9 protein-coding genes and 1 pseudogene are annotated in these 12,795 nt (G+C 57.2%); 5 read left to right on the top strand and 5 right to left on the bottom strand.

Going from position 1 to position 12,795, the window contains the following annotated elements; translation table 11 throughout:
* The first annotated feature begins 51 nt into the window (after positions 1 to 51).
* From OXT71_06850 to OXT71_06870, 5 genes and pseudogenes are all read left to right on the top strand, one after another.
* Positions 52 to 1,779, top strand: a pseudogene (locus OXT71_06850) (type I restriction endonuclease subunit R).
* On the top strand, positions 1,776 to 3,065 hold the full coding sequence (locus OXT71_06855) for a restriction endonuclease subunit S (protein MDE2926100.1): 1,290 nt from the start codon (positions 1,776 to 1,778) through the stop codon (positions 3,063 to 3,065). Before OXT71_06850 ends, OXT71_06855 begins: the two are co-directional and overlap by 4 nt.
* Before the next feature lie 3 nt (positions 3,066 to 3,068).
* Positions 3,069 to 4,274, top strand: a complete 1,206-nt coding sequence (locus tag OXT71_06860; GenBank protein MDE2926101.1) for an AAA family ATPase — start codon at positions 3,069 to 3,071, stop codon at positions 4,272 to 4,274.
* Positions 4,271 to 5,899: a type I restriction-modification system subunit M gene (locus OXT71_06865; protein MDE2926102.1), complete on the top strand. Its 1,629-nt coding sequence runs from the start codon at positions 4,271 to 4,273 to the stop codon at positions 5,897 to 5,899. The genes OXT71_06860 and OXT71_06865 overlap by 4 nt, the downstream gene beginning before the upstream one ends.
* 203 nt (positions 5,900 to 6,102) lie before the next feature.
* Complete coding sequence (locus OXT71_06870; GenBank protein MDE2926103.1) at positions 6,103 to 6,327, top strand: hypothetical protein; 225 nt, start codon at positions 6,103 to 6,105, stop codon at positions 6,325 to 6,327.
* Positions 6,328 to 6,594: 267 nt separating this feature from the next.
* Here the strand turns inward: OXT71_06870 and OXT71_06875 are convergent, their stop codons facing one another.
* From OXT71_06875 to OXT71_06895, 5 genes are all read right to left on the bottom strand, one after another.
* The gene (locus OXT71_06875; protein MDE2926104.1) at positions 6,595 to 7,461 is read right to left on the bottom strand and encodes a DUF4145 domain-containing protein; all 867 of its coding nucleotides are present in this window, start codon (positions 7,459 to 7,461) and stop codon (positions 6,595 to 6,597) included.
* Positions 7,462 to 7,823: 362 nt separating this feature from the next.
* A complete protein-coding gene (locus tag OXT71_06880) occupies positions 7,824 to 8,723 on the bottom strand; it encodes a hypothetical protein (GenBank protein MDE2926105.1) in 900 nt (299 codons plus the stop codon).
* A gap of 805 nt (positions 8,724 to 9,528) precedes the next feature.
* On the bottom strand, positions 9,529 to 11,346 hold the full coding sequence (locus OXT71_06885) for a DUF262 domain-containing protein (protein MDE2926106.1): 1,818 nt from the start codon (positions 11,344 to 11,346) through the stop codon (positions 9,529 to 9,531).
* A gap of 213 nt (positions 11,347 to 11,559) precedes the next feature.
* Complete coding sequence (locus OXT71_06890; protein ID MDE2926107.1) at positions 11,560 to 11,979, bottom strand: hypothetical protein; 420 nt, start codon at positions 11,977 to 11,979, stop codon at positions 11,560 to 11,562.
* Positions 11,980 to 11,982: 3 nt separating this feature from the next.
* Positions 11,983 to 12,486, bottom strand: a complete 504-nt coding sequence (locus OXT71_06895) for a hypothetical protein (protein ID MDE2926108.1) — start codon at positions 12,484 to 12,486, stop codon at positions 11,983 to 11,985.
* Positions 12,487 to 12,795: the final 309 nt, after the last annotated feature.

A 12,795-nucleotide genomic window follows, 5' to 3' on the forward strand; every position in this document is an offset into this window, starting at 1 on the left:
CCTAAGGCAACGTAGACCGCACCAATAAACCGTCCACGAAAACGGGGCACCCTCAAGGGAGACGTCGCCACACTTCTAACCACCAAGGACCTCTTCCAGAAAGATCTCCACGCCTACACCATCACCCATGCGATCGAGGACCGGAACGTCCTCCGCTTCCACATCGATTACTACAAGCCAAAGGACGCCTCCCCCATCAAGCCGGGTCAGACCCTCACGAAGCAGGCGGTCGCCCAGGCCGTCCTCGACAAGCACGATGCCGCGACCGGAGACCGATGTTTCAACGCGCTGCTGGCCACTGCCTCGATCAACGACGCGATCGAGTACTACAAGGTCTTCAAGCAGCTTCAGGCCCAACGCCAAGCCGCCGAACCCGAGTTCGTCCCCCTCAAAGTCGCCGCCGTCTTCTCGCCGCCAGCGGAGGGCAACAAGGACGTTCAGCAGATCCAGGAGGACCTCCCCCAGGAGAAGGAGGACAACCAGCACGACCCAGAGGCCAAGAAGACCGCGCTCAAGGCCATCATCGCCGACTACAACCAGCGGTACGATACGAACCACGACCTCAACAAATTCGACCTCTACTACCAGGACATCCAGCAACGCATCAAGGACCAGCAGTTCCCCAACCGCGACCTGCCCCGCAAGGGCGGGGAGAAGATCGACATCACGATCGTCGTGGACATGCTCCTCACCGGTTTCGACGCCAAGTATCTCAACACGCTCTACGTCGACAAGAACCTCAAGCACCACGGTCTGATCCAGGCCTTCTCCCGCACCAACCGCGTTCTCAACGCGACCAAGCCCTATGGCCACATCCTCGACTTCCGCCAGCAGCAAGACAGCGTCGACGACGCCATCTCTCTCTTCTCCGGTGCGCAGGCTGACCGGGCCCGCGAGATCTGGCTGGTTGACAAGGCTCCCGTCGTCATCGACAACTTTAGGAAGGCCGTCGCCGACCTCGGCGAGTTCATGCAGTCGCAGGGTCTCGAAGCCAAGCCCGACCAGGTGAACAACCTGATGGGCGACGATGCCCGGGCTCAGTTCATTAAGCGGTTTAGGGAGGTCCAGCGCCTCCAGACCCAGCTCGACCAGTACACCGACCTCACCGACGAGCAGCGGGAGCAGATCGAGCAGGCTCTCCCGAAGGACGATCTCCGGGCCTTCCGCGGCGTCTATCTCGAAACCGCCCAGCGACTTAAGGAGCAGCAGGGTACGCCCAGAAAGGACGGCGAGCCCGCCAACCTCGATGTCGACGAGCTCGACTTCGAGTTCGTCCTCTTCGCCTCTGCACTCATCGACTACGACTACATCATGAAGCTGATCGCCAAGTATTCGGGGCAGGACCCAAAAAAGCTCACGATCAGCCGTGAGCAGCTCATCGGCCTGATCCAGTCCGACGCCAAGTTCCTGGACGAGCGGGAGGAGATCACCGAGTACGTCCGCTCACTCACGGAGGGCGAGGGCCTCGACGAGGCCGCGGTCCGCGCTGGCTACGAGCAGTTCAAGGCCGAGAAGCAGGCCAAGGAGATCGAAGGCCTCGCCCAGGCCCACGGTCTGACGACCGAGTCGCTCTCGGGCTTCGTCGGTACCATCCTCCAACGCATGATCTTCGACGGCGAGAAGCTTACCGACCTGATGGAGCCGCTCGGCTTGGGCTGGCGAGAACGTCGCGAGCGGGAACTCGCCCTCATGGACGCCCTCGTCCCGCTCCTGAACAAGCGGGCCCGCGGCAGGGACATCTCGGGACTCAACGCCTACGAGCAGGGGGGTGCGCGATGACAGCCGACAAGCCGACGTCCGTGGTGCCCAACCTGCGGTTTCCCAAGTTCCGTAGCACAGGACACTGGCACTTCCAGCCGCTCAGCGGCATCGCGAAACTGATCTCCGATAGGGTTGGGACGAGCAAGTGCGTGCCCATGAGTGTAACGACGGGCGTCGGTCTTATCAGCCAGGAAGAGAAGTTTGGCCGCATTATCGCGGGCAACTCGTATAAGAACTACATCCGGCTGCAAACGAACGATTTTGCCTACAACAAGAGTGCGACTAAGGAGTTCCCGCAGGGATACATCGCCCGATACAACGGGACGGGGGATGCGGCTGTGCCCAACAGCATCTTTACATGCTTCAGGCCAGATGCCGCTGCCGTCATCCCTGAGTACCTCGACCATCTCTTGCATGGGAATCACCACGGTCGATGGTTGCGCAAGTACATCACGGTCGGTGCGCGTGCCCACGGCGCGCTGAGCGTTAGCAAAGACGCTCTAATGTCGATGCCCGTACCGCTCCCGCCGGTCGCAGTATCACGTCCTGAGCAGAAGAAGATCGCCGACTGCCTAGGCTCGCTGGACGATCTGATCGCGGCGGACAGCCAGAAGCTCGATAGCCTGCGACAGCACAAACAAGGGCTGATGCAGCAGCTTTTTCCCCAGCTCGGCAAGACCGTGCCACGGCTGCGCTTTCCAGACTTCCAAAACGCGGGGGCGTGGGACGAAGAGAAACTCGATGATCTAGCAAGGCGAGGTACGGGCCACACGCCAAACAAAACAATAGCGGAATACTACAACGGCGGAATCAAGTGGGTGTCACTCGCCGATTCAAAGCGAATGGACAACGGTCTGATTTCCGAAACCGAGATCGAGATCTCCGAAGAGGGGATCAACAACTCTTCTGCCGTACTTCATCCAGCTGGTTCGGTCATTCTAAGTCGGGATGCTGGCGTCGGGAAGAGCGCCATTATTGGTTGCTCGATGGCCGTAAGCCAGCACTTTATTGTTTGGACTTGCGAGCCCACCGTCCTGTCGAATTGGTTCTTGTACTACCAGCTGCAGCTTCTGAAGCCGCTCTTTGAACGGATCGCCACCGGTAGCACGATCAAGACTATCGGCCTTCCATTCTTCAACGCCATGCGAGTAACTGTCCCCCGGCTTGCCGAGCAGCACCGTATCGCCGATTGCCTCTCTATGCTCGACGCCCGGCTCGCCGGGCAGGTGCAGAAGATCCACGCCCTCAAGACTTACAAGCAGGGCCTACTGCAGCAGCTCTTTCCCCCACTTGAGAGCCAGTGAGCCATGAGCGACGCAACGACGTTCAAAGATCTCAACGCCCTCGCCGCACACCTGCGTCAAGAGCTAGAGAACAAGAAGTTCATCCTGCTCTACGCCTACAACGGCGTGGGCAAGACCCGGCTGTCTACCGCATTCAAGGACCTCGGCAAAGTCGTGAACATCGATGACCAGACCGAACAGCGCGACACGCTCTACTACAACGCCTTCACCGAAGACCTTTTCATGTGGGATAACGACCTAGAGAATGACAGCGAGCGGAAACTGAAGCTAAACACGGATTCGAGCTTCTTCGCGGGCCTCGAGTCGATGGAGATGGACAATCGCATCCGTACCCTGCTCGACCGGTACACGGACTTCGAGTTCCGGATCGACACCACCAGCTGGGAGGTGGTCTTCGCTCGAGAGTTCAGGGTGAGGAAGGACGGCACGGCCGGCAACGAGACTGACAGTGCGGACGCGGGACCGGGAGAGGACGAAGACGCGTACGAAACCCGCCGCGAGGAGTCCATCAAAGTCTCCCGGGGCGAAGAGAACATCTTCATCTGGTGTTTCTTCCTCGCCATCGTCGAGCTCGCGCTCGATGACGATGGAACCGGTCCCTACAAATGGGTCAAACATATCTACATTGACGACCCGATCTCATCGCTTGATGAGCACAACGCCATCGCCGTGGCAAATCATCTGGCAAAGCTGCTCAAGAGGCCGGAGAGCCGCCTGAAGACGGTGATCTCAACGCACCACACACTGTTCTTCAACGTGCTGTGCAATGAGCTAAAAAGGGCGAACAAGTATTTTCTTAGCCGCGACGGGTCGCCGGAGGGGCTTCTCCTGCGCAACACTGGGGATACGCCATTCTTCCACCATGTGGCTGCGCTCGCTGAGCTCTACGAGGCGGACCGCGATGGCAGCCTGTACACTCATCACTTCAACATGCTCCGCGCAATCCTGGAGAAGACCGCAAGTTTTCATGGCTACGAGAACTTCTCCGCGTGCATCAAACGCGATGCTGACGATGAATACGGCATCCTTCACACACGGTTGATCAACATCCTCAGCCACGGGAACTACTCGTTATTCGAGCCGCGGGAGATGCTGGAGGAGAACAAGCGGTACTTCCGGAAGATCCTTCACGAGTTCATTGACTGCTACCCCTTCAACCCCGCCTTGTTCCGGAGTGAGCCGGCGACTGAATTTAATGATGCGACATGACAGAACAGAATCAGCAGCAGCTGGGCAAGACACTCTGGGGCATCGCCGACCAACTCCGCGGGGCGATGAACGCGGACGATTTTCGCGACTACATGCTCGCGTTCCTGTTCCTCCGTTACCTCTCGGACAACTACGAGCGGGCCGCGAAGAAGGAACTCGGTCGAGACTACCCGGACCCGAACGCCATCGGTAATGCGGGACGGTCGTCCCTGTCTGTCTGGTACGAACGGAACTCTGGAGATGTGTCGGACTTCGAGAAGCAGATGCGTCTCAAGGCGCACTATGTCATTCGCCCCGAGCACCTCTGGGCCAGCATCGCTCACATGGCCCGCACCCAGGACGGCGAGTTGCTCAAAACGCTCCAGGCAGGCTTCAAATACATTGAGAACGAGTCATTCCAAAGCACGTTCTCGGGTCTGTTCTCGGAGATCAATCTCGGCTCCGACAAGCTCGGCAAGACCTACGCGGATCGGAACGCGAAGCTCTGCAAGATCATCACCAGGATAGCCAAGGGCCTCGCGGAATTCTCTATGGACAGCGACACGCTGGGAGACGCTTACGAGTACCTGATCGGCCAGTTCGCTGCAGGTTCGGGCAAGAAGGCCGGTGAGTTCTACACACCGCAGCGGATCTCGGACATCCTCTCCGTAGTCGTCACGCTCGACAGCCAGGAGCCGAGGACCGGCAAGCGTAAGTACCTTGCCAGCGTGATGGACTTCGCCTGCGGCTCGGGCTCGCTGCTGCTCAACGTGCGCAAGCGCGTGGGACCGCACGGCATCGGCAAGATCTTCGGGCAGGAGAAGAACATCACCACTTACAATCTCGCGCGGATGAACATGCTGCTGCACGGAGTGAAGGACTCAGAGTTCGAGATCTATCACGGTGACACGCTGACCAACGACTGGGACTTGCTCCGCGAGACGAATCCGGCCAAAAAGCCCCTCTTCGATGCCGTGGTTGCCAACCCGCCGTTTAGCTACCGCTGGGGCCCGAGCGAGGCGCTGGGCGAGGACGTGCGCTTCAAGAACTACGGGCTGGCTCCGAAGTCGGCGGCGGACTTCGCGTTCCTGCTGCACGGGTTTCACTACCTTAAGGATGACGGTGTGATGGCGATCATCCTGCCGCACGGCGTGCTGTTCCGCGGCGGCGCGGAGGCGAAGATTCGCCGCAAGCTCCTTGACGACGGGCACATCGACACTGTCATCGGTCTTCCGGCGAATCTGTTCTACTCGACCGGCATCCCGGTCTGCGTCCTTGTCCTGAAGAAGTGCAAGAAGCCTGATGATGTCCTGTTCATCAACGCGTTCGAGCATTTCGAGAAGGGAAAGCGGCAGAACTACCTGTCCGACGAGCATATCGAGAAGATCATCGACACGTACAGGCAGCGCCCGGAGCGCATTGAGCGGTACGCCAGACGCGTGGAGATGGACGAAATCGAGGCCAACGACTATAACCTAAACATCTCGCTCTATGTCAGCACGGCCAAGCCGGAGGTCGCGATCGATCTGTCGGCTACGCACAAGGAGTTGGTCGAGATCGAGAAAAAGATTCAGGAGGCAACGGCAAAGCACAACGCGTTTCTGAAGGAACTCGGACTAACCCCATTGCCAGCACCCAATAAGTGATCGAAACGACCCCTCCGCGTATGGCTGGCGCCGCATGCACGCGGCGCTGAGGGATCGCGTTTGGATCATGAAGCATATGAAGATTAAACGCCTGATGGCGACGGCTGTAAGAGTAGACCATCGAGCGGGCGGAGGCCACCGAAGCCCGCGCGGAGGAGTTGAAGTGGGCGGACGTGGCCGCCCGTAGCGCGGAGGGTTCGTCAATGAATACGGAAGACCAACGTCTGCAGGGACATTTCGAGGGGGGTGGTTTCGTCGAGGTCCACACGCCTCGTGATTCCTCGGTGACAACGCGGCAGCAATCAAAGATCCACCATCGAAAGCTCGTCATGGTGGGCAACGATTATGGCGTGATACTCGGCGGTCAATTTGTTCCGCTGACATCTGGTCGTCATTCTTGGATTGAATCGCTCAAGCTCGAAATCTAATCGGAAGTTCACTTCCTACAGTTGATCTAACTGATTCTATTTCAGTGAGATATCCGGAATCAATCTGCCCAATTACTGGCAACAATCCGGGTCGGATCGACGCCGAGCAACTCAAAAATCTTCGCCTGCAGCGGCGTTGGCTTGGCGAGCATCGGAAACGGATGCTCCGCAGCGACCGTATCCGTTCGGGCAAGCCGTGGCGGCAGAGAGGGTGTTGGCGGTAGAGGATGCGTTTCCGGTGATTGGAGAAGCGAAGAGCGCTCTTCCTCAAGAACAAAGACGACGGAGGATTCTCTTTGAGTTCCGCAGAGCCTCCTCGGCCAAGGAAAGCACGAAACTTCGCTCCGCACTTCTGGGAATGGGAATATTGCCTCTCTGGGAGTTGTGGACCGCGCCGTTCCCCCACTCGCGAATGTCATGGGCTGCCCGAGCCAACTCGCCGGTCAGATACTTCCATTTGCGAGCATCCTCGATGAGATTGTAGAGATTTTTCTGGATCCGCTTGCCGTCTGAGGCCAACCTCCATTTGAGGACTTGCTCAAGCGTCGCCCGGCAAACTGCCAGACACGCTTTGTCGAACCCATATCGGAAACAGGCCGTAGCTTCGGCCATGTAGTCATCCACTCGCTCCGGAACATTTTCCAGGAGCAGGATTTCTCGAACCGCCTCTGTTTTGCTGCGATCTGCTACCATCCCCAACTTGCTTAACATCTCGAACGCATACACTTGCTGCAACGTTTCGGTGCCAGCGGTCCGAGGGAGTATGCTCCGGAAAAAGTCACGTCGGTCCTGAACGTCCATGTGGTCATCAAAAACCATGGCGAGTGCTTCGAGAGCGCCCGGTCGGGATGTGTCTGCGGAAACTTTTACACCACTGGGGCGATCTCTAACCTCAACGGCAAGAGCAGTCAGAAACATCTGGATTCTGGCTTCCCTAACGAAACTATCCTCGTATGGTTGTTGCAATTCCTTATCGAAAGAGACTAGGCAATCATCCCCAAACCCGAAAAACCAAGTCCCATCGGCATCGGCTACTCCCTCCACAATTCGGCGCAGGTGGTCCAAAAGCATTTGCTGCGTGGAGGGCCATGGTCGTTCCTCCTGAGATGATTTTTTGTTCACAGCTTTTGGCATGGTTCTTCCCTTCCCTGTACGTCCCAGCGAACACTTGGGTCAACATCGTTTTCGTAAGATAATCAACCATTTAGCTCGATTATAGACAAAAGAGGGAAAAACACGCAGGACTTCGGCCTAGCAGAGTCCGACCGAAGATTAAATGGCGGTACCAAGACCGGACCCCACAAAATGTCCCCGTAGCGCGTCCAAATCCCCCTCAAGACGGGAAATTCGTCCTTCGAACCCGGCTATTTCGGTTATGGGCTGTGGTCATTATTTCAAGGGTATCGTTCTGCTCAACAGGTTTCTGGATTGAGTGATTTAGTAGATCTCCGAGTCGGTCCATGGACTCCGGAAGAGATCATACTCTTCACCGGCGATCACTCACAAGTCCATAGCCCCGTCTTCACGAACTCTGTAGTCTCCTGTACAAGAATTGGCCCCATCTTGGCTCGGCCAAAGTTAGGAAACCCCAAAACCTTGGTCCCGGCTAGGCGACCGTACTTGATCCTACGTCCTTTGAGTTTGTAGTTGTTCCAAAGTGGAACAGTGTCGAAGATCCGATCCGTTACAAGCTGTTTCTTGATTGCTGCCCATGGTCCCAGCCTATTGTCATTACCACTGCAAATTATGCGTTTGGGGTTAATCTGAACCAGGACCGAATGAAACCAGCCGGCAAGGGGATCCCACAGCCTGTATTCACGCACAAGCTTCTTCCACTCCATCGACCGAAAAGGGAAAACATTGAAGCAGGCTGTGGATCTAAGTTTCTGTTCCCATCCGGGACCATGCATTACGTTGAAGAGCCGACAAACGGCCTGTTGGTACGCATGATGTTGTCCATCGAGCCAAATATTCCAACCGGAATATGTATAGGGCTTCTCTAGGTTGCCCTCTTGTATGTCGAGGATGTCGTCCTTTGAACCACCGCCTGGATTGATACCAACAAAGACCTGTTCGGCTCCCTTCTCAATCAGGTTGGCATCGCAATACCAACAAAGGAAGCCGACTTGCTTGTCCCGGATCACTGAACCACATATCTCACTGGCCTTCTTCTCCATCCCGTCTGCAATTGGGAAATGTGCTCTCGACATAGTGGATTTTTCCTCTGCTTTTGTGAGCGACTTGAACCTTCTCCTCAGAACCCCTCGATCCCAGAGCTTTCCGATCTGAGTGTCCACGCGCTCAGGCGACATTTCGGCGGGTGATGGCAGCGCAAAGGCCTTCGAGCAGATCTTGAAGCTTAGCTTGACCATGCTCAAGCCGAGCCATTCGCTCAACAGGCCCAATCCTGCCACACCACCGGTGTCATTTCAGGCTTTCCCACCAGGGATCGATGGGACGAGAGAGCGCCCCTCCAGGCGAGGGTATGGCAGTGCACATCGAAAGGCCTCTTCTGTGCGCATGCCTCCCGTTGTCCCATATGCACTCCCCGATTGGGACGAAACCCCACTTTTCTACGGCCAAAATCAGGCTCCAGCCAACCGATTTGGATGAGTATCCGTCGTCCCACCAAACGGAGCAGTCCGCCCGCCGGTTATCGACTCTCGCCAGTCAGATAGCTCGCCCAGTCGTCCGTGAGCCCGCGCCTCCGCTCAACAGGTCGGGGCACCGGTACGCCGTCCCTTCCTCAAGAACCGGGGCATCCCCCGTGATGATGGCTTGGTCGATGCGTGCGTTCTCGCGGCTCGACTCCGATCCATTTCGGAGGGACGAGGAACTCGCGTCCAGTTGGCGAGCACCGTCTCCGCCCGGCGCGACGTGGACTTGGACGCCGCGACGGATCTTCTCGTGGTAGTTCCCCAGGAAACTCGTCCACTGCAGCACCCTGGTGAAGATCACCGTGGAAACAGGCCAAGTCGATCCAGCCAGCCCGGCGGCCCGTCCAAACGAAGGGCTCCAGTGCCTTCTCGCGTCCCTTCAGATGAGCAATCACCTGTCAGTCTCGCGCACCCATGCCCTGCTTGACCGGAAGGCCATGATTGGGGCGGACTCCGGGCTGGTTCCCCGACGTGTGCAGTGCGAACCGGTTAGTCACAATGCCGCAGTCGCAATAGACCGGATTGGGCCGAAGGCAAGCAACCATCAGTTGGCCTCGTTGGTCAGCCGTGCCGGACTCCAGACCTGTTCGGCGAGCCGGCGATAGAGCTCCTGGCGTTCATCAAAGTCGTCCCTCTGGAACGTTGCATGGTGTTGGAATGGTAAACCGCTACTGTTTCTGAACCGCTGGAAACCGGGATCGCGATCATAAGCAAGCCCATGAAGGCTCGCGGTCAACAGATTCTCCTTCAGGTAGTGATTGTACTTCTCCTGGTACGGCAAGGCTCCCAGACTGGGATTCACGGGCTTCTTCAGCAATACGAGTCCACCAATGCGGTTTCTGTAACTCAGGAACTGCGATTCATGTTCAAACTCGTCTCTATGTTCTCGATAATGCGGAACGGCCCAGATGTGCTCGATCTGGTACCTCCAGCTACTGTATTCGCCGTAGCGCGAGGCGCGATCTGAGCGAGTCTCGACGTGGTCCGTCATCCGCGCCAGAATGCGATGTACCTGAGGCCCGTTCCGACCGTGAAGCTTTAGGGTGTCCGTTGCGAATGTCTCTTCCTGCGCATCCAGCCGGCGACCGAGCAGGTCAGTGAGTTGTTCCACACTCTTGCGCCGAATGGCGCGCATGACCTGGAACATCGCGTAGTGCATTGTCGAGTAGTGAATTGCCCGGAAGTTCCAGATGCGCCTAGCAATCAGGATGTCGAGGAACGACGATGTGATCGACAGCTTCCGGAGAACCGTGTTTTCGCTGTCATCCTTGCATAGCGGGGCAAGCAGGACAGGGTACTGCAGCGTAAAGCCATTCTGGGCACAGAAATATAAAGCTTCCCTGCCGGGCGTGAACGTCTCCGCTGTCCGCCGGATGAAGGTGTACCATCGCGCATAGAAGGCGAAATCATTCTCAATAAAGCTCAGGAAGTCGGGACTCGCCAGAAGCCCGAGCTCGTTAGCATGGTCCCGCACCCACCGGTGGAACTCCGTGCCCAGACGATCGAAGTCGCCCGGCGCAGCTCCCCTCTTCCGTTGCCGGATCGTCCCGGCGTATTGAGCACGTGTCCATGCCCGAATCGCGTCGGCGTCGCCGTGCTTGTCAAGGGTCCGCAGGCCACCTACGAGCCGGAGCCAGCGGGAATTGGCACGGTCACGCAACGTCGAGTCAGTGATATTCGCAAGCAGGTATCCCTTCAACATTTCGGTTGGGGTCACCGAAAGCCCACGGTCGTTCATCGTCTCAAAGATCATGTAGGCGTCGGCGTCAGAGTACGCGGTGATTTCAACTAGGTGCACGTTACCAATCACCCAATCGGTGAAGTGGGGGAGTGCTTGATCCGCTATGTCGCTTGGAAATAGTTCTTCAATGTCACGATAACGGCGGGCGATGTTGACTACAGACTCAGACTCGTCAGATTCGTCTACCGCCTTCCCGCGGTAGAGGGCGTACATGCACCTGTTTCGCTCGTCAACGTCAAGGTTGAAGGACGTCTCCCCGCCTTCGTAGGAATAGATCAGGCTCCCGAGAAGCTCCCTCTGCGGAGACGATGGGAGGTTTCGGTAGAAGTGAATCAGCAGGAGAGTCAGAGTCGTAAGCCGCTGCTGGCCGTCGATGACGAATTTCCGCCCTTCCTTCTCACTGACGATGACAGAGCCCAGAAAGTAATGCCCATAGCGCTTGACTTGCTTTTGGGTGTCACCCAGTGTGAAGTGAGCGAGAAAGGTACCAGAGAGATCCTCGATCAGTTCCCCGACTTGTTTGGTCTGCCACCGATATTCGCGCTGGTAATAATCGATGGCGAATTTCGTGTTGGCGAGTAGCTCTCGCAGGTTCTTGGCGTCTCCACGGATTTCGTTCATCCTACTGTCCCTGTTGCGTGGTCAATTGGCCCTGGCGCGGAGATCCTTCAGGCTGAACTCCAACGGTTTGTAGAAGGCCTACTCAGACGCCTGCCAGGGAGGCGGATTCGATCTGTTCCAAGGCCCGTGCGTGTTGTTTGCCCGTATGGCCGTATCCGATGATGCCGAACTCACTAGTCACGACCTCTCACTATCCCTCTGCCGAAGCCAGGATCAAGCGAAGGTAAGGATTCCCAGGGCCGCCATCCCGATTACGATCCCGGCCACCCCGTAGACGGAAACACGTTCCTTAAAGAAGAGAATGCCGACCAGAACGACCAAAAACAGCCCGCCTCCCGGCGCCACTTGAAAGACTACGAACCCGGGAATTCCGTGGTCCAGAGACAATGCCATTCCCAGTTGCCCCAGCACGGCGCTGGAGGCCAATCCGATGCCAACCAAAACCTCTTGCTTGGTGAAACGGCGATTCTTGGAGAAAAAGATGGCTGCCGAAAGGATCAACCCAGCCCAAAACCAGAGCATCAGGTAGGGGAACTTGAATGTCTCGGATAAACCCATCCCGGACATGATCCTCAGTCCGAAGGCTCCCAACCCATTGGTCACGAAACAGATCAGCATCATGCGGAGCCACATGGGTCAATTCCCTTTCGGCGAACTGGAGGCTGCGGCAGCGGGTGCGAGGCCGGCGGCTGCCGCTTCGTCGATTTGCTTGTCCTTCCAGAGCAGAAGAACAGCCACAACCACCAGGATGAGCCCGACGATCTTCCAGGGGCTGACGGGTTCCTTGTAGATCACGATCGAGAGAATTGTGGGAAGTGAGGTCGACAGGTTGATGACGACCCAGCTCGTGGCAATTTTCCCCTTCCCATAGCGCAATCCGGCTTGGAAAGCCAGGATCGCCGCGGCCGCCAGGAAACCACATACTGCGGCCACAAGGTAAAGCATCCCGGGCGTTTCCGTGACCAGAGCAGCCCTCCCCGTAGCGACGATGTAAACAGTCGTAAAGAGTCCTGCCCAAAAGAATATGCTCACCGAGATCGCTCGGGGACGGCACCGATACTGATCCGCCACTTTATGGAAGATGCCGATCAGCCCGAGAGCCAACAGGGCCATGCCCAGGAACAAATGACCCAAATGCAAGTTCCGACTCCTCTGGATGTTTTCTTAGAAAACGTCAGCGGTTTTCCGTGGTCGCTCAACCGCAACTGTGCGCAATATAGTCCGGGAAGAATGTGAAGTCCATTCCAGTACCGTCCGGGACGTTCCCCGTTTTTCTGGTGTTTCGGGTGTAGGGGTACCCCTTGTGTGTGGGTGCCCTCTTTCGTTCTCGCGCCAATCGACGGCCCGAGGAGAGCGACGACACAAAGGTCACCCCTGCTTCTAAGAAAAAGGAGGGGCGATTTCCAATCGCCCAATCTTTGTCGCCAAGTTGTCAGTCAGGAGTTCGGC

The organism is Acidobacteriota bacterium, assembly GCA_028874215.1.
GTDB lineage: Bacteria > Acidobacteriota > UBA6911 > RPQK01 > JAJDTT01 > JAJDTT01.

Coding starts and splice junctions, on each gene's coding strand:
- OXT71_06875 (MDE2926104.1), bottom strand. CDS start 7,461: ATGCCAAAAGCTGTGAACAAAAAATCATCTCAGGAGGAACGACCATGG.
- OXT71_06865 (MDE2926102.1), top strand. CDS start 4,271: ATGACAGAACAGAATCAGCAGCAGCTGGGCAAGACACTCTGGGGCATC.
- OXT71_06855 (MDE2926100.1), top strand. CDS start 1,776: ATGACAGCCGACAAGCCGACGTCCGTGGTGCCCAACCTGCGGTTTCCC.
- OXT71_06885 (MDE2926106.1), bottom strand. CDS start 11,346: ATGAACGAAATCCGTGGAGACGCCAAGAACCTGCGAGAGCTACTCGCC.
- OXT71_06890 (MDE2926107.1), bottom strand. CDS start 11,979: ATGTGGCTCCGCATGATGCTGATCTGTTTCGTGACCAATGGGTTGGGA.
- OXT71_06860 (MDE2926101.1), top strand. CDS start 3,069: ATGAGCGACGCAACGACGTTCAAAGATCTCAACGCCCTCGCCGCACAC.
- OXT71_06870 (MDE2926103.1), top strand. CDS start 6,103: ATGAATACGGAAGACCAACGTCTGCAGGGACATTTCGAGGGGGGTGGT.